At 73.4% G+C, this 19,971-nt stretch carries 19 protein-coding genes; 4 read left to right on the forward strand and 15 right to left on the reverse strand.

Annotated elements, in window-relative coordinates:
• Positions 1-79 precede the first annotated feature (79 nt).
• The 9 genes from V6U79_RS08280 to V6U79_RS08320 all read right to left on the reverse strand — a co-directional run bounded on the left by V6U79_RS08280 (position 80) and on the right by V6U79_RS08320 (position 9,651).
• Positions 80-889 carry an SDR family NAD(P)-dependent oxidoreductase gene (locus V6U79_RS08280; RefSeq protein ID WP_334614118.1) on the reverse strand — a complete coding sequence of 270 codons (810 nt, stop codon included), beginning with the start codon at positions 887-889 and terminating at the stop codon, positions 80-82.
• Between the two features lie 11 nt (positions 890-900).
• Positions 901-1,578: a hypothetical protein gene (locus V6U79_RS08285; protein WP_334524629.1), complete on the reverse strand. Its 678-nt coding sequence runs from the start codon at positions 1,576-1,578 to the stop codon at positions 901-903.
• Positions 1,579-1,666: 88 nt separating this feature from the next.
• Positions 1,667-2,521 carry a hypothetical protein gene (locus tag V6U79_RS08290; protein ID WP_334524626.1) on the reverse strand — a complete coding sequence of 285 codons (855 nt, stop codon included), beginning with the start codon at positions 2,519-2,521 and terminating at the stop codon, positions 1,667-1,669.
• A gap of 70 nt (positions 2,522-2,591) precedes the next feature.
• A complete protein-coding gene (locus V6U79_RS08295) occupies positions 2,592-3,578 on the reverse strand; it encodes a hypothetical protein (protein WP_334524898.1) in 987 nt (328 codons plus the stop codon).
• Between the two features lie 172 nt (positions 3,579-3,750).
• A complete protein-coding gene (locus tag V6U79_RS08300) occupies positions 3,751-4,359 on the reverse strand; it encodes a DUF4178 domain-containing protein (RefSeq protein ID WP_334614119.1) in 609 nt (202 codons plus the stop codon).
• Between the two features lie 83 nt (positions 4,360-4,442).
• The gene (locus tag V6U79_RS08305; RefSeq protein ID WP_334614120.1) at positions 4,443-5,237 is read right to left on the reverse strand and encodes a hypothetical protein; all 795 of its coding nucleotides are present in this window, start codon (positions 5,235-5,237) and stop codon (positions 4,443-4,445) included.
• A 57-nt stretch (positions 5,238-5,294) separates the two neighbouring features.
• Positions 5,295-5,675, reverse strand: coding sequence for a hypothetical protein (locus V6U79_RS08310; protein ID WP_334524618.1), 381 nt, complete (start codon positions 5,673-5,675; stop codon positions 5,295-5,297).
• A gap of 183 nt (positions 5,676-5,858) precedes the next feature.
• Positions 5,859-8,450 (reverse strand): ATP-dependent chaperone ClpB, encoded by a 2,592-nt coding sequence (clpB, locus tag V6U79_RS08315; protein ID WP_334614121.1) that lies wholly within the window; start codon positions 8,448-8,450, stop codon positions 5,859-5,861.
• Between the two features lie 100 nt (positions 8,451-8,550).
• Positions 8,551-9,651 carry a beta propeller repeat protein gene (locus tag V6U79_RS08320; RefSeq protein ID WP_334614122.1) on the reverse strand — a complete coding sequence of 367 codons (1,101 nt, stop codon included), beginning with the start codon at positions 9,649-9,651 and terminating at the stop codon, positions 8,551-8,553.
• A gap of 32 nt (positions 9,652-9,683) precedes the next feature.
• On the opposite strand from V6U79_RS08320, the gene V6U79_RS08325 reads away from it, so the two are divergent.
• The 3 genes from V6U79_RS08325 to V6U79_RS08335 all read left to right on the forward strand — a co-directional run bounded on the left by V6U79_RS08325 (position 9,684) and on the right by V6U79_RS08335 (position 12,001).
• Positions 9,684-10,184 (forward strand): cation:proton antiporter regulatory subunit, encoded by a 501-nt coding sequence (locus V6U79_RS08325; protein ID WP_334524609.1) that lies wholly within the window; start codon positions 9,684-9,686, stop codon positions 10,182-10,184.
• A 5-nt stretch (positions 10,185-10,189) separates the two neighbouring features.
• A complete protein-coding gene (locus V6U79_RS08330) occupies positions 10,190-11,395 on the forward strand; it encodes a cation:proton antiporter (protein ID WP_334524607.1) in 1,206 nt (401 codons plus the stop codon).
• A gap of 174 nt (positions 11,396-11,569) precedes the next feature.
• A complete protein-coding gene (locus V6U79_RS08335) occupies positions 11,570-12,001 on the forward strand; it encodes a hypothetical protein (RefSeq protein ID WP_334524605.1) in 432 nt (143 codons plus the stop codon).
• A 27-nt stretch (positions 12,002-12,028) separates the two neighbouring features.
• Here V6U79_RS08335 and V6U79_RS08340 read toward each other — a convergent pair whose 3' ends face one another.
• Positions 12,029-12,664 (reverse strand): TetR/AcrR family transcriptional regulator, encoded by a 636-nt coding sequence (locus V6U79_RS08340; protein ID WP_334524602.1) that lies wholly within the window; start codon positions 12,662-12,664, stop codon positions 12,029-12,031.
• Positions 12,665-12,737: 73 nt separating this feature from the next.
• Between V6U79_RS08340 and V6U79_RS08345 the strand changes: the two genes are divergently transcribed.
• Positions 12,738-14,921, forward strand: coding sequence for an MMPL family transporter (locus tag V6U79_RS08345; RefSeq protein WP_334614123.1), 2,184 nt, complete (start codon positions 12,738-12,740; stop codon positions 14,919-14,921).
• A 124-nt stretch (positions 14,922-15,045) separates the two neighbouring features.
• Here V6U79_RS08345 and V6U79_RS08350 read toward each other — a convergent pair whose 3' ends face one another.
• The 5 genes from V6U79_RS08350 to dnaK all read right to left on the reverse strand — a co-directional run bounded on the left by V6U79_RS08350 (position 15,046) and on the right by dnaK (position 19,792).
• Positions 15,046-15,255: a hypothetical protein gene (locus tag V6U79_RS08350; RefSeq protein WP_334524596.1), complete on the reverse strand. Its 210-nt coding sequence runs from the start codon at positions 15,253-15,255 to the stop codon at positions 15,046-15,048.
• Between the two features lie 154 nt (positions 15,256-15,409).
• A complete protein-coding gene (locus tag V6U79_RS08355; protein WP_334524593.1) occupies positions 15,410-15,847 on the reverse strand; it encodes a heat shock protein transcriptional repressor HspR in 438 nt (145 codons plus the stop codon).
• 29 nt (positions 15,848-15,876) lie between these two features.
• Positions 15,877-17,058: a molecular chaperone DnaJ gene (gene dnaJ / locus V6U79_RS08360; RefSeq protein ID WP_334614124.1), complete on the reverse strand. Its 1,182-nt coding sequence runs from the start codon at positions 17,056-17,058 to the stop codon at positions 15,877-15,879.
• A gap of 82 nt (positions 17,059-17,140) precedes the next feature.
• On the reverse strand, positions 17,141-17,893 hold the full coding sequence (gene grpE / locus V6U79_RS08365) for a nucleotide exchange factor GrpE (protein WP_334524586.1): 753 nt from the start codon (positions 17,891-17,893) through the stop codon (positions 17,141-17,143).
• A 45-nt stretch (positions 17,894-17,938) separates the two neighbouring features.
• Positions 17,939-19,792: a molecular chaperone DnaK gene (gene dnaK, locus V6U79_RS08370; protein ID WP_334524583.1), complete on the reverse strand. Its 1,854-nt coding sequence runs from the start codon at positions 19,790-19,792 to the stop codon at positions 17,939-17,941.
• Between the last annotated feature and the right edge of the window lie 179 nt (positions 19,793-19,971).

A 19,971-nucleotide genomic window follows, 5' to 3' on the forward strand; every position in this document is an offset into this window, starting at 1 on the left:
GCTACGCTGCGCGATCAGCCGCCGGTCCGCGGTCCGCGCCGTCCCCTCCGGAGCCCCAGCTCCGTCGATGCCGCCGGGGTCAGCCGTCGGCCGGGTCGATCCGCCCGCGCCGGTCCCGGTACGCCGCCCGCAGCAGCCGCCGTGGCGCGTACCGCAGGCCGGCGGCGGCCAGTTTGTACTTCCAGTCCGGGACGCTGACCGAGCGGCCTTTCCGCAGGTCACGCAGGGCCTCGGCGACCACATCGTCGGCCCGCAGCCACATCCAGCGCGGGGTGCCGGACATGTCGATGCCGTTGCGCTCGTGGTAGCCGGTGCGGGTGTAGCCGGGGCAGAGCGCCATCACCCGCACCCCGAACGGGCGCACCGACTGGTCCACCGATTCGCTGAAGCTGGTGACCCACGCCTTGCTGGCCGGGTACGTCGAACCGGGCATGACCGGCGCGAAACCCGCAACCGAAGAGACATTTATCACTGCCCCGTCGCGCCGCGCCGTCATCGGGCCGAGCGCGGCCTGGGTCAGCCGCAGCACCGCGTGCACGTTGAGCCGGAGCAGCCGCGCCTCGTCCTCGGCCGTCGACCGCAGGAACGGCTGGTTGAGGCTGACGCCGGCATTGTTGACCAGGAGCCGCACCGGGGCACCCGCGGTGAGCCGCCGCTCCACGGCCGCGCATCCGTCGTCGGTGGACAGGTCCGCCGAGATGGTCTCCACCTGCCGGCCGTGCCGTCCGGTCAGCTCGGTGGCGACCTCGGCGAGCCGGGCGGCGTCGCGGGCCACCAGCACCAGGTCCCAGCCCTCGGCGGCGAGCCGTCGGGCGAACGCCTCCCCGATGCCGGCGGTGGCACCCGTGATCAACGCCCACCGCTCGGTGGCCGGGGGTTCGACGGTCACGGGGGCCCTCCTCAGTGGGGCGGCGGCGGGTTCTGCGGCGACGGGGAGGGACCGTACGGGAGGGCGCTGGGCGGAACCGGGCCGCGCGGCGGGACCTGCGGGGGCGGACCGGACGGGATCGGCTGACGTCGACCGAACCAGGCGCTCGCCGCGGGCAGGGCCAGCAGCACGGCCACCACAAGGTAACCGAGGGCCTGGCCCACCGACAGTCCCGCGTTCACCGGGATCCACCACCCCGGGTACGCCTCGTCGAGCAGGCCGAGCAGTTCGGCGGTGGCCGGCTCGTCGCCGCCCAGCCGCAGCGGCGTGGTCCGCTGGCCGGCCAGCACGGCCAACGCGGAACAGCCGCAGAGCAGGCCCAGCCCGCAGACCACCCAGGCGCCCACCCGGGCGCCCCGACTCCCGGCCGCCACCCCGGCGGCCAGACCGACCAGCAGCAGCCCGACCAGGACGGTCACCACCGCCGAGCCGATCGTGGTGGCCTTCAGCAGGGTGACCACCCCGTCGACCTGGTCCGGGGTCGCGCCGGTGCCGGCCGCCGCCGACCGGAGGCGGTCCACCGTCCCGCCGAGGCCCAGCAGCGCCGCGACGGCGTACGCCCCGGCGGCGAGTGCCATCAGCACCAGCACCGCCGCCGCCAGGGTGACCGCGACGGGGCGGGGTGGCGGCGCCTGTTCCGGGTACGACACGACGATTCCCTCCGGTAGGCGTCGGCTTGCAACCTACTCGGAGGGAATCGTCGGCGTCGTCGCTACGCGCCCGTGGACGTTGCGGAGATCAGTCCGACCTGCCGCCGGAGGGCGACGGGTCCGAGCCCCCGGAGGACGACGGGCCGTCCGAACCCCCGGAGGCCGGCGGGTTCTCCGGTGCGCCGGCCGAGGGCGACGCGTCCGGAGCGGACGGACTCTGCCACTGCGACTGCGGGCCGGGAGCGGCCGGGTGGCCGGGCTGGCCCGGCTGCGGGTAGCCGGCCTGCGGGTAGCCGGGCGCGGGCGGGTAGCCGCTCTGCGGATAGCCGGGGGTGGCCGGGTAGCCGGCACCCGGGGGCGGCGGCTCCCAGGCCTGCTGCGGCTTGCGGAAGAACTCGTTCGACTTCGGCAGCGCCAAGAGGATCAGCGCGGCGATCAGGGCGAGCAGCCCGAGCACCCCGAGCAGCGTGGTGACCGGTCCGAACCAGGACGGCAGCGCGGCGTTCAGGCTGCGCTCGATCTCCTCACCCGTCGGGGCGTCCCCGCCGCCTCCACCGGTGGAACCACCGGCGGCACCCGTGGCTCCACTGATCAGGTTGCCGCCGACGCAGCAGACGAGGATGCCGCCGAGCACCCAGGTGGTGATCCGGGTGCCGTTGCGGCCCCGGTTGTTGAAGATCGACAAAACGACCAGCGCCAGCGCGAGGACGAACACGACCGCGGCGGCCAGGATGACGAAGGCGGCGGCGAAGGTGCCGACGTCCTCGGTGTTCGCCGCGGTCCCCGCGAAGGCGTCGTCGAACGCCTGACGGATCTTGCCACTGACGGCGATCGCCATGATCAGGGCGATCAGCTGGGTGATGGCGAAGAGAAGCAGCAGGTAGCTGGACGTGGTGACGGTGGACGGCCTGGCCCGGGCCGGGGTGCTCTGGGGATCGACCATGATTCTCCCTCCCTTGATCGAGCTCCACCGTATCGATTCCCGCCCACATCGGCTCGGCACGCGCCGGCCCTCAGTCCATCGGCCGGACCAGCCGCCGGTGTTCGGCGGTGACCACCGCGAGCAGGAACAGGTCCACCCCGAGCACGGCCACCGCGCCGAACTGGTTGACCGTGAAGTTGAAGATCTGCCCGAACAGCAGGTCGACCAGGAGGGCCAGTTTGAACAGCCGGAACGCGCCGAGCCGGTCCCGGCGCAGTCGCAGCGCCCCCCGGATGCTCAGCACGGCCGTGATCAGGGCGGCGACCGAGGTGCCGAGCACGGCCCCCCACTCCCGCTGCTGGTCCAGCTCGCCGGTCACGGTGTCGAGCAGCACGGCGGCCACGGTGAACACCGGCTCCACCACCAGGTACACCACCACCGGCCAGACCAGCCAGGGATGCCCGGTCAGCCAGGCGACCAGCCGCCGGGACGCGGCCGCCCACCGCTTCCAGAAGCGCACCGGCGGCGGCTCGCGCCGAGGCACCGCGTCGAGCAGCCGGACCACCGCCGCCTCGGTGACCGGCCCCGAACCCCGGACCAGCCGCAGCACCGTCGCCCGCCGCCGGTCGGTGAGCCCGCCGGGCACCCCGGCGAGGATCAGGTCCAGCGCGTTCGCGGTCCGCTCGTCCGGGTTCAGTCTGGTCCGGCCACGGACCGCCTGGGTGAGCACCACCAGCATCGCGAACGCACCGTAGATGATCCCGGCGGCCGGCGCGTAGAAGTAGTCGGTCCGGGTGCTGACGAACTTGCCCACCTCGTCGATGAAGAGCCCGAACCCGACGCCGCCCACGATCGCGCCGGCCATCCGGGGGCCGCCGCCGAGGAAGACCAGCGCGATGCCGAGACCGACGGTCATCAGCAGCCCGCCCCAGAGCACGTGCGCGATGTGCAGGCCGCCCCCGCCCAGCTGCGGATAGCCGGTTGCCTGCAGGTACGCCCGGACGGCCAGCACGGTGACCACCCCGGAGAGCACGAAGGCCTGGAGGTACGCCGCGGCATCCACCGCCCGGGTCGGCACCCGGCGGCGCAGCCAGCCGAGGCCCGGCCGGAGGCGGCGGAGGCGCGACGACCGGGACGGCATGCCACCGACGCTAGTGGCCACGCCACTCCGTCCGGGCGTACTCGGGCACCCTGGGCTGCGACGACGTGGCGGCGGGCAGGTCCGGGGCGGCGACGCGGACCCGGCGCGTTCAGCCCTGCGGGCGGACCGTCACCTCGGAGCGGTGCAGCCGCTCACCCCGGGCCACCTCCCAACCGGACTCCCCGTACGCCTCGAAGGCGAGCCGGGCCCCGTCCTGCGCCCGGTAGTCGTGGTAGCGGACGGTGCCGGTGGGGTCGAGACCGGTGGTGCCGGTGGCCGAGTAGCGGGCCTGGCCGGACTCCTCCCAGGAGTAGCGGCGGCCGGCGAAGTCGATGGTGGGGGCGCCCGGGGTGACGGTCGCGCCCGGTTCCGCGTCCCAGAGGACCAGTTCCAGGTCGGGGTCCTGCTCGACGGAGAGCCTGCGCCGGGCTCCATCCGGGTCGTCGAGCAGGTGCTCGACCCAGCTCCACGCCCCTTCGACCAGGTGCATCGAGCCACGGATCGCGTACGGAACCTGGCGGATCTCCACGACGTCGCCGGGCTTCAGGGTGCGCGGATCGCCCCACGGCGCGTCGGCGTCGGCGTCCCGGAACAGGTCGGGAGGCGCCAGCCGGGCCTGCTTCCTTCCGCGCCGAAGGACGAACACCGCGATCGCCAACCCGGCAACCCCGATCAGGCATCCCACCGCCGTCACCAGCAACGCCACCGACCCGTCCACCCGACCGCCTCCCACATGCGTCGGCGGAGACGGTAACAACCGCCCGCGCACCCGCCGACAGCGACGCGGTGTCGAGTGAGGGATCAGCTACCTGCCGTGGGCGCACCGGGCGGCGGCGGAGGCGGCCCGTCCTGCCCGGCCGGCGGCGGGACGGCGTGCGCGGCCGGGTCGGGGCAGATCATGTAACCGGGCGGCAACAGGTAGGGGGCGGGGGCGGGTGGTGCCACCGGCGGGCGCGGCGCGGCGGCGGACGCCGGCACGAACCAGCGGTGGACCGCCGGCAGCGCCAGCAGCACCACCGCGGCGAGGGTGAGGGTGAAGACCAGCATCGCGCCCAGCCCGCCGACGGCGAAGAAGACGTCCTCCGCCGGGTCGGGGCCGCTGCCGTAGAGGGTCTGGAGGAACTTCGACTCCTCCGCGGTGAACTCGGCGGGGACGCCCTCCTCCTCCCAGTCCTCCGCCGGCCCGCCCAGGGCGAAGAGGAACGGGAGCATCAGCCCGGCGAAGCAGCACTGGCCGAGCACCAGCAGCAGTTGGCAGCCGCCGGCCACGAAGACCACGATCCGGGCGGTGTTGCTGCCCCGGCGTACGCCCCGGGCGGTGGACCCGAGCAGGGCCGCGAGGAGCAGCAGGGGCACCCCGATCACGCAGGACATCACGATGTTGCCGAGCCGCTCGCTGTCGACCTCGGCCGGATCGGCCTCCGGCACCAGCCGCGCCGCGCGGTCGATCGCACCGTTCCAGTCGACCGCCTGCCACACCACCACGCCGATCAGCACCAGCAGGAGCACGGTGGTGGCGAGCTGGAGCCAGAAGGCCACGGTGACCAGGGTGGGGCGGGGTGGGCGGGGCGTCGGCGCGACGGCGTCCTGCGTCATGGCGGGGAACCTACGCGATGGGTGCCCCGTCCCGTTGTCCCGTCGCGGGTCGCCGGATCACGATCGACCGGAGAGCCGGTCGCCGGCGTACTCGCCCAGCGTGGCGGTGCCCATCACGCAGCCGGTGAAGGTGGTGAACTCGCCCCGGTCGTCGCGCAGCGCCGTCCAGGCGCCCCGGGCGGCCTCCGGGTCGATCCGTTCCAGCAGGGTGGCCGCGTACGCGCGACCGGCCGGGGAGGCGTGCTCCAGCAGCCAGTCGACCTTCTTCCGGGCCTCGTCCGGGTGTTCGTCGAGCGCCCGCTCGACCTGCCGGTACGCCTCCGTCACCGGCAGCACCTGAGACGCGATTCCCACTCCGCCGAACGCCAGGGTGTCCGCCCTCGCGAGCTCCCTGACCGCCGCGTCCAACTCCCGGTCCCGCTTCCCCATCCCGAACATGTCCTCATCCTTTCCCCCGCCGCCGGCCGCCACCCTGTCGATCAAGAGGTTTGCGTCGCCGAGGACGGGAGCGGAGGACGAAAACTTCTTGATCACCGCGCGGGGTGAGGCGGCCAGAGGGGTGGGGTGGGGTGGGGTGGGGTGGGGTGGGGTCCGCTGGGGGCGGGCCCCACCCCGGGTCGGTCAGGCGGCGGTGACGGAGAGGGCGTCCTTGCTGTCGGAGAGGTCGACCTTCACCGTGTCGCCGTCGCGGATCGCGCCGCCGAGCAGGGCGCGGGCCAGCTGGTCGCCGATCGCGGTCTGGACCAGCCGGCGCAGCGGGCGGGCGCCGTAGATCGGGTCGTAGCCGTGCTCGGCGAGCCAGCCTCGGGCGGGCTCGGTGATGTCCAGCGCCAACCGGCGGTCGGCGAGACGGTTTCGCATCCGCGTCAACTGGATGTCGACGATGGAGCGCAGGTCCTCGCCGCGCAGCGCGGCGAAGACCACGATGTCGTCCAGGCGGTTGAGGAACTCCGGCTTGAAGTGCGACCGGACCACCGCGAGGACGCCCTCCCGGCGCTGCTCCTCGCCGAGCGTCAGGTCGCCGATCACCGACGACCCGAGGTTCGAGGTGAGGATCAGGATCGCGTTGCGGAAGTCCACGGTACGGCCCTGGCCGTCGGTGAGCCGGCCGTCGTCGAGCACCTGGAGCAGCACGTCGAAGACGTCCGGGTGGGCCTTCTCCACCTCGTCCAGCAGGATCACCGAGTACGGCCGGCGGCGCACCGCCTCGGTCAGCTGGCCGCCCTCCTCGTAGCCGACGTACCCGGGTGGGGCGCCGACCAGTCGGGCCACGGAGTGCTTCTCGCCGTACTCGCTCATGTCGATGCGGACCATGGCCCGCTCGTCGTCGAAGAGGAACTCGGCGAGCGCCTTGGCCAGCTCGGTCTTGCCGACGCCGGTCGGCCCGAGGAAGAGGAAGCTGCCGGTCGGCCGGTCCGGGTCGGCGACCCCGGCCCGGGCGCGGCGGACCGCGTCCGAGACCGCGCCGACCGCCTCGGTCTGGCCGACCACCCGGGAGCCAAGCGACTCCTCCATCCGGAGCAGCTTCGTCGTCTCGCCCTCGAGCAGCCGGCCGGCGGGGATGCCGGTCCAGGAGGCGACCACGGCGGCGATGTCGTCCGCGCCGACCTCCTCCTTGAGCATCGCGCCGTCGGCCTGGAGCCGGGCCAGCTCCTCCTCGGCCTGCCTCAGCTCGACCTTGAGCGCGGGGATGCGGCCGTAGCGCAGCTCGGCGGCGCGTTCCAGCTCGCCGTCGCGCTCGGCCCGCTCGGCCTCGCCGCCGAGGCGCTCCAGCTCCTCCTTGGCGGTGGAGAGCTTGGTGATGTGGCTCTTCTCCGTGTGCCAGCGCTCCGACAGCGCGGTGAGCTGCTCACGCTTGTCGGCCAGCTCCTTGCGCAGCCGTTCCAGCCGCTCGGCGGAGGCGGCGTCCGGCTCCTTGGCCAGCGCCATCTCCTCGATCTCCAGCCGGCGCACGGCCCGCTCGATCTCGTCCACCTCGACCGGCCGGGAGTCGATCTCCATCCGCAGCCGGGAGGCCGACTCGTCGACCAGGTCGATCGCCTTGTCGGGGAGGAACCGGTCGGTGATGTAGCGGTCGGAGAGGGTGGCGGCGGCGACCAGCGCGGCGTCGGTGATCCGTACGCCGTGGTGCACCTCGTAGCGCTCCTTGAGGCCGCGCAGGATGCCGATGGTGTCCTCGATGGTCGGCTCGCCGACCAGCACCGGCTGGAAGCGCCGCTCCAGCGCCGGGTCCTTCTCGATGTGCTCGCGGTACTCGTCGAGGGTGGTCGCGCCGACCATCCGCAGCTCGCCGCGGGCCAGCATCGGCTTGAGCATGTTGCCGGCGTCCATCGAGCCCTCGCCCTTGCCGGCGCCGACCACGGTGTGCAGCTCGTCGAGGAAGGTGATGACCTGCCCGTTGGAGTTCTTGATCTCCTCCAGGACGGACTTCAGCCGCTCCTCGAACTGGCCGCGGTACTGCGCGCCGGCGACCATCGCGCCGAGGTCGAGCGAGACCAGCTTCTTGTCCCGCAGCGACTCCGGCACGTCCCCGGCGACGATCCGCTGGGCCAGGCCCTCGACGATCGCGGTCTTGCCGACGCCCGGCTCGCCGATCAGCACCGGGTTGTTCTTGGTACGCCGGGAGAGCACCTGGATCACCCGGCGGATCTCCGAGTCCCGGCCGATGACCGGGTCGATCTTGCCGTCCCGGGCGCTGGCGGTCAGGTCGACGCCGTACTTCGCCAGCGCCTGGTAGGTCTGCTCCGGGTCTGCGGTGGTGACCCGGCGGTCCCCGCCCCGGACGGTCGGGAAGGCCGCGACCAGGTTCTCCTCGGTGGCGCCGGCCGACCGGAGCGCGCCGGAGACGGCGCCGCCGACCCGGGCCAGACCGGCGAGCAGGTGCTCGGTGGAGGTGTACTCGTCGCCCAACGGCCGGGCGATCTGCTCGGCGGCGCCGATGGCGTTGACGAACTCCCGGGCCAGGGTGGGCTCGGCGATGCTGGAGCCGCGCGCCGCGGGCAGCGCGTCGATCGAGCGCTGGGCGGTCCGACGCAGCTCCGCCGGGTCGGCCCCGGCGGCGCGGAGCAGGCCGGCGGCGGTCGAGCCGTCGGTGTCCAGCAGTGCCAGCAGCAGGTGCCAGGGCTCCACGGTGGCGTGGCCGCGCTGGTTCGCCAGCGCGACGGCACCGGTGATGGTCTCGCGGCTTTTGGTGGTGAGGCGTTCCGTGTTCATGGGCTCCCCCGGATCGGCGTGTCCATCAGTAGGGACACAACCAGAGTTGAGCGTATTCCGCTCAACTCTAGCGCTGTGGCACGGGTCACTCGCAGGTCGCTCAGCCGTCCTGCACCACCACCCGCACCCAGCGTCGGTCGGTCCCGCCGCCCGCGCCCAGCAGGACGTCCTGTGGCCCTCGGGCGACGACCGTCCCGTCGGGCAGCACGCTCAGGTGGTGCTCCGGTCCGACCGGCCAGCCGAGCCGCTCGTACCGGCCGTCGACCAGCAGGCCGGGGCCTTCCGGCCCGTTCACCGCCACCCGCCCCGCACCGAGCGGGGCCACCGAACCCACCCGGTCCGGACGCTGCGGCGCGGTCACCGGCACCCAGCCGTCCCGGTGCCGCCAGAGCGCCGGGAGGCCCGTCCGGTCGGGGCGCTCGCCGACCAGCCACAGCTCGCCGTCCGGGGCCGTCCGCACCCGGACCACGATCACCTCGCCGCCGGGCGAGGGCAGCGGCCCGGCCCGCCAGCTCCGACCCCCATCCGACGAGACCGCCGCGTACGGCCACCCGTCGTCGTCCACGCCCGCCGCCGCCAGCAGGCCGCCCCCCTCGCCGACCGTGTCCACCCTCGGGACCGAGGGCTGCGCGGCGAGGGCGACCAACCGCCGACCGTCCCACCGGGCCACCCGGCCGGTGGCCTCGTCGACCTGGAACCGGCCCTGCGCGACCCGCCACACCGCCGGCTCCCCAGCGGTACGCGGGAAGCTGGCCCCGCCGTCGGTGGAGGTGTACCAGCCCTCCCGGTCCACCCGGATCGCCGCCATCCCCGGCGCGGTGTGGAGCTGCTGGTCCCAGGCCAGGGGTCGGGGGTGGCGCACCCGCGACCAGGAGCGTCCCCCGTCCAGGGTGGTGTAGAGCACCGCCGGGCAGTTCCGGGCCGGCGGGCGGCTGCCGCAGCTGCCGAAGAGCGCCCAGCCGTGGTCCGGGTCGGTGAACTCGACGTACGGGCGGTCGTACCGGCCGGCGATGGCGAGCGCGGCCCGGCGTACCTCGACGCCGTCGGCTTCCGGCGACGGCGCGGGCGCGGTGCCGACCGGCCGGGGCGGCGCGGACGTCCGGGCCGGCGGTTCCCGGCGGACGTCGCCGATCGCCGAACAGGCGGCGAGCACCGGCACGAGCGACAGGGCGGTCAGCGACCGCGGGGCTCGACCGATCATGCCGGCCTCCTCGACGGGGTAGCCTTGCCCGGGTGCGAGTACGTGTCGAACAGACTGCCCTACCGGGAATCGGCATGCGTCACGATCTGGTGACGGAATCCGGCCGCCGGCTAGGCGTGGTATCCCACCGCAACGGCCGCCGTGACCTCGTCCTGTTCGACCCGGACGATCCCGACTCCTGCCAGGCGGACATCCCGCTGACCGACGACGAGGCGGAGGCGCTCGCCGACATCCTCGGCGCGTCGCTGATGCTCGGCCAGCTCTCCGGCCTGCGCGAGCAGGCGGCCGGGCTGCTCACCGAGCAGATCGCCATCCCGGCGGGGTCGAAGTACGTCAACAAGCGGCTGGGCGACACCAAGGCACGTACCCGCACCGGCGCCTCCATCGTGGCGGTGCTGCGCGACGGCGAGGTCAACGTCTCGCCCGATCCCACCTTCCGCTTCGCGGCCGGTGACGTGGTGGTCGTGGTCGGTACCCGCAAGGGGCTCGACGGCGTTACCGCCATCCTCGCCGACAGTGACCCGGACGGCTGAGGCGGATGCACGAAACCACCACCCTGCTCGTCGAGGTCGGCGCGCTGCTGCTGCTCCTCGGTCTGCTCGGCCGGCTCAGCCGGCGGTTCGGGGTCTCCCCGATCCCCCTCTACCTGCTCGCCGGGCTCGGCTTCGGCCACGGCGGCCTGCTGCCGCTCAACGCCAGCGAGGACTTCTTCGCCGTGGGCGCCGAGATCGGCGTCATCCTGCTGCTGGTCATGCTCGGCTTGGAGTACAGCGCCAACGAACTGGTCGGCAACCTCCGCGCGGCGGCCCCCGCCGGCCTGATCGACGCGCTGCTCAACGCGCTGCCGGGCTTCGCGTTCGCGCTACTGCTCGGCTGGGGCTGGATCGCCGCCGTGGTGCTCGGCGGCATCACCTGGATCTCCTCCTCCGGCGTGATCGCCAAGGTGCTCAACGACCTGGGCCGGGTCGGTAACCGGGAGACCCCGGTGGTCCTCTCCGTGCTGGTCATCGAGGACCTGGCCATGGCGCTCTACCTGCCGCTGGTCACCGCGCTGCTGGCCGGCGTCGGCTTGGCCAAGGGCGGCATCGCCCTCGGCATCGCGGTGCTCACCGTGGTCGTCGTGCTGGTGGTCGCCATCCGGTACGGCCACCTGATCTCCTCGGCGCTCTCGGCCAAGGACCCGGAGGCGCTGCTGCTCGGGGTGCTCGGCCTGACCCTGCTGGTCGCCGGCGTGGCGGCGAAGCTCCAGGTCTCCGCCGCGGTCGGCGCGTTCCTGGTCGGCATCGCGCTCTCCGGGCCGGTGGCGCACCACGCGACCGAACTGCTCTCCCCGTTGCGGGACCTCTTCGCGGCGGTGTTCTTCGTCTTCTTCGGCCTGGTCACCGACCCTCGGGACATGCCCCCGGTGCTGCTGCCGGCGCTGGCGCTGGCCGTGGTCACCATGGGGACGAAGCTGCTCACCGGCTACCTGGCGGCCCGCCGGGCGGGCATCGCCGAGCCCGGTCGCTGGCGGGCCGGCTTCGCGCTGACGCCACGCGGTGAGTTCTCCATCGTCATCGCCGGCCTGGCGGTCGCCGCCGGCACGGTGGAGCCCCGGCTGGCGGCGCTCGCCACGGCGTACGTGCTGATCACCGTGGTGACCGGGCCGATGCTGGCCCGGCTGCCCGACATGCCCTGGTTCAAGGCCTGGCTCCGTCGGCGGGCCGCGGTCCGCCGACCCCAGCCGCTGCCCGCGACGGACTGACCCCGCCCGGCCGGATCGACCGTACGGCCGATCCGGCCGGACCCGGCCGTCACCGAATTGCTCCCGACAGGCCCTTCCGCCGGCCCGCCGGCACGCGCTACCGTGGCGCCCCGACAGGCCAGGGCTCCGCGGGTGGTCGGTGTCCGCCCCGCGGGCGCGAGCGGAAGGTTGCCGGTGAGCGTGCAGGAGTCGACGTTCCACGGCTTCGCCAACCCCGTCGATCCGTCGCCGACGGAGTTGCGGGCCTGGGCATATCAGCCCGATTCGGTGCCACTGTCCTCGATGCCGCCGGACTGGGACCTGCTGGTCGCCGGCGACCATCTGGTGCTGACCCTGTTCGACCTGGCCATGGACCCGGCCTGCCCGGCCCGCCGGTTCGCCCAGCACTGCCTCTACATCTACGCGGCCGACGGCATCCGGACGAACTTCCGGGCCCACCCGAAGCGCCGCTTCCGCAAGCTGGTCGAGCAGGCCGAGCGGGACGGCGACGAGCCGATGCGCACCTGGGCGCACAACAGCCGGGTGCTGCTGGCCCGGCCGGACCTCTTCGTCTACCGGGACTGGTGCGAGGGCGGTCTGGTGCGGGAGAACCGCCGGATCGGCTGAGCGCCGCCGGTCGGGGTCGGCGTCCGGTCAGCCCGCCCCGATGCCACCCACGGCGACGTCGACGGCGCGGCGCAGCTGCGTGAGGATGCGGTGGGGATCGCCGGCGAGCAGTTCGTCGACCTGCTCCGGCGCCTCCATCAGCGAGACCATCGCGCTCACCACCGCGCCGACCAGCGCGCCCACCACGGCGGCGGCCTCGACCCGGTCCAGCCGGTCGGGGAACGCCGCGTGCAGCCGGTCGGCCAGCCGCTGCTGAGCGGAGAGCAGCCGGCGCAGCGCCATCCCCTGCACGGCCGGCACCGAGAAGACCATGCGCAGCCGGAGCGGAACCGCGCGGTCGAAGACCTGCCCGAACTGCTCGGCACGATCGAAGACCGCGCCCATCGCCCGGACCAGGACGTCGGCGGGCGAGTCGTCGGGGCCCCGCTGGTCGATGACGGCGAAGGCCAGCGCCAGCCGCTCCTCGGTGTCGGCGAAGAGGAGCTCCTCCTTGCTCGGGAAGTAGCTGAAGAAGGTGCGGGCGGAGACGTCCGCGCCGGCCGCGATGTCGGCGATCGTCGTCTCGTCGTACCCGCGCTCCTCGAACAGCGCGAGGGCGGCGGTTATCAGCGCCTGCCGGGTGCGTTCCTTCTTGCGCTCACGCAGCCCGGGGCCGGTCGTCATGCCGCCAGATTACTGCACCGGACGCTTACCTTCATTCGTTGCAATTTTGCAATCACTGTGGTTTTCTGCCTCCATGGAACGCATCCTGGAACGCCTGGGGCGGATGACCGCCGCCCACCCGTGGCGGACCCTCACCACCTGGCTGCTCGCCGCGGTCGCCCTGCTCGCCGTGGGCCAGGCGACCGGCGGCACCTTCGTCGACAACTTCCGGATCCCCGGCGCCGAGTCGCAGCAGGCCGCCGACCTGGCCCGCGCGGCGTTCCCCGTGTACGGCTCGGCCAGCGCCGAGGTGGTCTGGCACAGCCCCGGGGGTGACCTGCGCACGCCGGACCGGCGGGCCGCCGTCACGGCGATGATCGAGGCGGTCCGCCACCAGCCCCACGTCACCTCGGTGGAGGACCCGCTCGCCGGCGCCGGGGTGGTCAGCCCCGACGGACGCACCGCCGTCGGCACCGTCCGGTACGGCCGCGAGGCCGGCGACCTCGGGCCCGAGGCGTACCGGCGGCTGGAGGCGGCCGCCGCCCCGGCCCGCGCCCAGGGTGTGCAGGTCAGCTTCCGGGGGCTCGTGGTCGACGTGGCGTTCGAGCCGGAGACCGGACCCGCCGAGGCGGTCGGTCTGGGCGTCGCGCTGCTGGTGCTGCTGATCGCGTTCGGTTCGGTGGTGGCCGCCGGGCTGCCGGTGCTGGTGGCGCTCGCCGGGCTGGTCGTCGGCACCGCGCTGGTCCTGATCACCGGCACCCTGGTGGAGATCCCCGGTGCCGCGCCGATCGTCGCGGTGATGCTCGGCCTCGGCGCGGGCATCGACTACGCGCTCTTCGTGGTCACCCGGTTCCGCGCCGAACTCACCGAGGGGCACTCGCCCGTCGCCGCCGCCGGACGGGCGGTGGCCACGGCCGGGCACGCCGTCCTCTTCGCCGGGGCGACCGTCGTCGTCGCCATCCTCGGGTTGCTCTTCACCGGCATCCCGTTCGTCGGCGCGATGGGCGTCGCCGCCGCGCTCACCGTCACCGCGACGATGCTCGCCGCCCTCACCCTCCTCCCCGCCCTCCTCGGCCTGCTGGGCGGCGGCGTCAACCGCTGGCGTCTCCCCGACCGCGCCTCGGTCCCGGTGCTCCGCAGGTTCGCGCCGGGACCCGGCCGGCCTGCCGACGGGAACTCCCCGGTCACCACCGGCGGATGGTGGGTGCGCTGGGGGTGGCGGCTGGACCGGCGGCGGGCGGCGTACGCGCTGGCGGCCACGGTGGTGCTGCTGGGACTGTCGGCGCCGTTGCTCGGCCTCCGGCTCGGCACGCCGGACGACGGCAACCAGCCCCGGCACTGGCCGCAGCGGCAGGCGTACGACACCGTCGGGAGGGAGCTCGGGCCGGGCTGGAACGCCCCGCTGGTGCTGGCCGTGCACCACCCCGGCGGCGCGCCGGCCGACGCCGCCCTCACCCGGCTGGCCGGGGCGCTCGCCGCCGACCCCGAGGTGGCCCTGGCCACCCCACCGACCCGCAGCCCGGACGGCAGGCTCGCGCTGCTCACCGTGGTGCCCCGGCACGCGCCACAGGACCAGCAGGTGAGCGACCTGGTGCACCGGATCCGGCGTACCGTCGGGCCGGCGGCGCTCGCTCCGGACGGGGCACGGGTGGCGGTCGGCGGACAGACCGCGTACATGATCGACATGGCCGACGCGGTCGCCCGCCGGCTGCCCTGGGTGGTCCTCGGCGTGGTGCTGGCGGCCGGGCTGCTGCTGGTGGCGATGTTCCGGGCACCGCTGATCGCGCTGAAGGCCGCCCTGATGGCGCTGCTCTCCATCGGTGCCGCGTACGGCGTGCTGGTGGCCGTCTTCCAGTGGGGCTGGGGCCTCTCGCTGCTCGGCGTCGACCAGCCGGTGCCGATCATGTCCGTGGTGCCGATGCTGCTCTTCGCGATCCTCTTCGGACTCTCCATGGACTACGAGGTGTTCCTGCTCTCCGCCGTACGGGAGGAGTACCGGCGCAGTGGCGACCCGCGCCGGGCGGTGGTGGCGGGCCTGGCCGGCACCGGCCGCGTGATCACCGCCGCGGCCACGATCATGGCGGTGGTCTTCGTCAGCTTCGCCGCCATCGACGACACCCTGGTCAAGATGATCGGGATCGGGCTGGCCACGGCGGTGCTGGTCGACGCCACGGTGATCCGGGTGGTGCTGGCGCCGGCGCTGCTCGGCCTGCTCGGCCACCGCGCCTGGTGGCCGCTGCGGCGGCCGTCCACCGCACCGGCCGGACCCGCCCGCTGACCCGGCCGGCCACGGCACCGCCCGCGCCCGGGACGACCGAACCCGCCCGCCGACCGGTGCGGCCCGGACGCGACGAACGGGCCGGGACCCCCCGTGGGTCCCGGCCCGCACGTGGACGGGATCGTCAGCGTTCCGGCCCGTCCTGCTTCCGCTGCCTGGCTTCTCTCCGCCCCTGGTCGACGCCGTGGTCGACCTGGTCGGCGAACCGGCCATTCTTGATCTTGTCGGTGAACCCGCCCGCGGTGATCCGGTCGAACTTCTTCCGGACGCTCTCCGCCACCCGGCTGAGTCGGTCCTCCGTCTGCTGGGACACGTTCTTCGCCGAATCCGCCATGTGGTACCCCCCGCCGGTCCGGAGTCCGAATTAAGCTGGTTGGACCTGATTCACAGGCTATCGGATCCGGCCCGGCCACGCCGGGATTCCGCGAACCGCGGACCGGGCCGGTCGATTGGCACCACAGCGCACGGGTCGGAGGCGACCCGCACGGTCAGCGGTCGGTCCGACGCGGACGCCAGACGACCAGCGCGGTCGAGGTGCGGTTGGTCGGCACGAGATCACCACGGGGGAAGCCGCCGAGCGACTCCAGCTCGGCGATCCGCCGGTACGCGGCGTCCAACTCGGCCTCCAGCCGGGCGACCCGCTGCTGCGCCTGCTCCAGCAGCCGTTCCAGGCCGATGATCCGCTTGACCCCGGCCAGGTTGATGCCGTCGTCCTGGCTGAGCCGCTGCACCTCGCGCAGCAGCACCACGTCGCGCACGCTGTAGCGACGCCCGCCACCGGCCGCCCGGCCGGCCTGCACCAGGCCGAGCCGGTCGTACTGCCGCAGGGTCTGCGGGTGCATCCCCGCCATCCGCGCCGCGACCGAGATCATCAGCACCTTGGCCTCGTAGGCAGGATCACCCGAACCGACGAACCCGTCCGACACCCCACTCACCTCCGCACCCGATCAACCGGTCAACCGACCCGACGCACCCGCGCGTCGAGATGCTCCCGTCCGGCCGGCGGGGTCGACCGGGCGAACGACTCCAGCGCCGCCCGGGCCTCGTCCGACACCGTCGCCGGCACCACCACGTCCAGCGTCACCAGCAGGTCACCGGCCTGACCGTCGCGCCGGACCACGCCCTTGCCCCGCGCCCGCAGCACCCGCCCGGACGGCGTGCCCGGCGGCACCCGCAGGGTCACCGCGCCGTCGAGCGTCGGCACCCGCAGATCGGTGCCGAGCACCGCCTCGGAGAAGGTGATCGGCACGGTCAGGGTGAGGTCGTCCCCGGTACGCCCGAACAGGTCGTCCGGACGGACCTTCACCTGCACGAACAGGTCGCCGGGCGGCCCGCCGCGCTCGCCCACCTCACCGCGCCCGGCCAGCCGGATGCGCTGGCCGTCGGCCACCCCGGCGGGGAAGCGGACGTTCAGCGTGCGGGTCTTGGTCACCCCGCCGGTGCCCTGGCACTCCGGGCACTTCTCCTCGACGACCGTGCCCACGCCCTGACAGTTGCGGCACGGCTCGGAGAAGCTGAACGACCCCTGGTTGCGGGTGGTCACCCCGGCGCCCTGGCAGACCGGGCAGGTCTTCGGCTGGGTGCCGGGCTTCGCGCCGTTGCCGTGGCAGGTGTCGCAGACCCCGGGCGCGCGCAGCGACAGCGGGAGGGTCACGCCGCGCACCGCATCCTGGAAGTCGAGCGCGACCTCCGTCTCCACGTCCCGGCCCCGGGCTGGTCCACGCGGACGCGCCGGGCCACCGGCTCCGCCGCCGGAGAAGATCGAGCTGAACAGGTCGGTGAAGCCGCCTCCGCCGAACCGGGCGTCACCCCCACCGGCGCCACCGAACAGGTCGGACACGTCGAAGGGCACCCCGCCGGGCTGCCCGGCGCCCCGGGCGTTGCGCCGGAACGCACCCGAGCCGAACAGCGAGCGCATCTCGTCGTACTCGCGGCGCTTGGCCTCGTCACCGAGCACCGCGTACGCCTCGGAGACGATCTTGAACCGCTCCTCGGCCTTCGGGTCACCCGGATTGTGGTCCGGGTGCGACTCCCGGGCCAACTTCCGGTACGCCTTCTTGATCTCGTCCGAGGAGGCGGACTTCTGCACGCCGAGCGCGGCGTAGTAGTCCTTCTCGAGCCAGTCCTTGGAACTCACCGGTCCACCCCCTTCCGAGTGATGTGGCCCGGTCGCCCCGCCCGCCGGGTGACGGCGGGCGGGGCGACCGGATGGTCGAGCACTATTCCGGGTCGGCGACCGCGACCAGCGCGGGCCGCAGCAGCCGCTCACCGAGCAGGTAGCCCCGGCGCATCACCTGCACGCAGGTCGGCTCGGTCACGTCCGGCGAGGTCTGGTGCGCGACCGCCTCGTGCCGGGTCGGGTCGAACGGGTCGCCCTGCTCGCCGAAGGGGGTGAGCCCGAACTTGCCCAGCGCCGTGGTGAGCTGATCGGCGACGGTGCCGAACGGCCCCACCAGGTCACCGTGCTCGCGGGCCCGGTCCAGGTCGTCCAGGATCGGCAGCAGCGCGGCGAGCACCGAGCCGGTCGCCTGCTCCTGGACCACGCCCCGGTCCCGGTCCACCCGCTTGCGGTAGTTGGCGTACTCCGCCGACACCCGTTGCAGGTCCCGGGTCCGCTCGTCGAGCTCGGCCCGGAGCGCCTCCAGCTCGGCCCCGAGGGGCGAGCCGGTCGCGCCGCCGTCGACCGGCGCGGGAGCGTCCACCACCGGCGGGCCGGCCGGGACCGGACCGCCGACCGAGGTGGCCTCGATCTCGATCTCGTCGACCACGACCTCGGCCTCCTCGACCAGGCCCTCGGCCGGGACGTCCGCCCCGGCGTCGGCGGCGGCCGCCGCTTCCTCGCTCTTTCCGATCTTGCGGTTGTTGCGGATGACGACCCGCGGCCCGTCGCCGGCGGCCGGCTCCTCGGGCGCGGAGCCACCCGGCGCAGACCCGGTGGCGGCCGGGTCGGCGGCTCGTGGCTTCTGCGTCATGCGACTACCTCGATTTCTCTGCCGTGGTTCCGTGGCCGGGACAGGTCACTTCTTGTCCTCGTCCACGATCTCCGCGTCGACCACGTCGTCGGCGCCGCCGGCCTGCTGACCGCCGGTGGCACCGGCGCCCGGGCCGGCCGCGCCCGGCTGCTCACCCTGCTCGCCCTGAGCCGAGTAGAGCAGCGAACCGGCCTGCTGGGAGACCTGGGCAAGCCGCTCGTGGGCCGCCTTGATCTTCTCGATGTCCTGGCCGCCGAGCGCGCCACGCAGCTCACCGAGGGCCTCGTTGAGCTGCTCGCGGTTCTCGGCGGGCAGCTTGTCACCGCTCTCGGCGAGGAACTTCTCGGTCTGCCACTGGAGCGCCTCGGCGACGTTGCGGGTCTCGGCCTCCTCGCGGCGACGCTTGTCGTCCTCCGCGTGCTCCTCGGCGTCCCGGCGCATCCGCTCGATGTCGTCCTTCGGCAGCGAGGAGCCGCCGGTGATCGTCATCTTCTGTTCCTTGCCGGTGCCGAGGTCCTTGGCGTGGACGTTGACGATGCCGTTGGCGTCGATGTCGAAGGCGACCTCGATCTGCGGGACGCCGCGCGGCGCCGGCGGGAGGCCGGTCAGCTCGAAGGTGCCGAGCTTCTTGTTGTAGGCGGCGATCTCCCGCTCGCCCTGGAAGACCTGGATCAGCACCGACGGCTGGTTGTCGTCCGCCGTGGTGAAGACCTCGGAGCGCTTGGTCGGGATGGTGGTGTTGCGCTCGATCAGCTTGGTGAAGATGCCGCCCTTGGTCTCGATGCCCAGGCTCAGCGGGGTCACGTCGAGCAGCAGGACGTCCTTGACCTCACCCTTGAGCACACCGGCCTGCAGGGCGGCGCCGACGGCGACGACCTCGTCCGGGTTGACGCCCTTGTTCGGGTCGCGGCCGGTGAGCTGCTTGACCAGGTCGGTCACGGCCGGCATCCGGGTCGAACCGCCGACCAGGATCACGTGCTCGACGTCGGAGATCTTGATCCCGGCGTCCTTGACGGCCTGCTCGAACGGGCCCTTGCAGCGGTCCAGCAGGTCCTGCGTCATCCGCTGGAACTCGGCCCGGCTGAGCGTCACGTCCAGGTGCAGCGGGCCCGCCGCGCCGGCGGTGATGTACGGCAGGTTGATGTTGGTGGTGGTCGCGGCGGAGAGCTCGATCTTGGCCTTCTCGGCGGCCTCACGGAGCCGCTGGAGGGCCATCTTGTCCTGGCCGAGGTCGATGCCGTGCTCGCCCCGGAAGGTCTTCACCAGGTGGTCGATGATGCGCTGGTCCCAGTCGTCACCACCGAGGTGGTTGTCACCGCTGGTGGACTTGACCTCGATGACGCCCTCGGCCAGCTCCAGCAGCGACACGTCGAAGGTGCCGCCACCGAGGTCGAAGACGAGGACGGTCTGCTCCTTGGAGCCCTTGTCCAGCCCGTACGCCAGGGCGGCCGCGGTCGGCTCGTTGACGATCCGCAGCACGTTGAAGCCTGCGATCTCGCCGGCCTCCTTGGTGGCCTGGCGCTGACCGTCGTTGAAGTAGGCCGGAACGGTGATCACCGCGTCGGTGATCTGCTCGCCCAGGTACGCCTCGGCGTCCCGCTTGAGCTTCATCAGCGTCCGCGCCGAGATCTCCTGCGGGGTGTACTTCTTGCCGTCGATGTCGACGGACCAGTTGGTGCCGATCTCCCGCTTGACCGAGCGGATCGTCCGGTCCGGGTTGGTCACCGCCTGGCGCTTGGCGACCTCACCGACGAGCACCTCGCCGTTGCGGGCGAACGCGACGATCGACGGGGTCGTCCGCGAGCCCTCAGCGTTGGCGATGACGGTGGGCTCACCGCCCTCGAGAACGCTGACGCAGGAGTTCGTCGTGCCGAGGTCGATACCGACCGCACGTGCCATCTTCGCTTCCTCGCTTCGTTACATTGAGCAGGTCACAGGGCCTGCCCGGCGGGCCGCCCGCAGCGACCGCACCATAAGTTGAGTGAACGTGACTCAATAGTGCCACGCCCCCGGCAAACCGCAAATTCGGGTTGAGCCGACCCGACGCAACCCGACCGTTATTACCGTCCGGTTGTCTT

Source organism: Micromonospora psammae, from assembly GCF_036902725.1.
In the GTDB taxonomy this organism is placed as follows: Bacteria; Actinomycetota; Actinomycetes; order Mycobacteriales; family Micromonosporaceae; genus Micromonospora.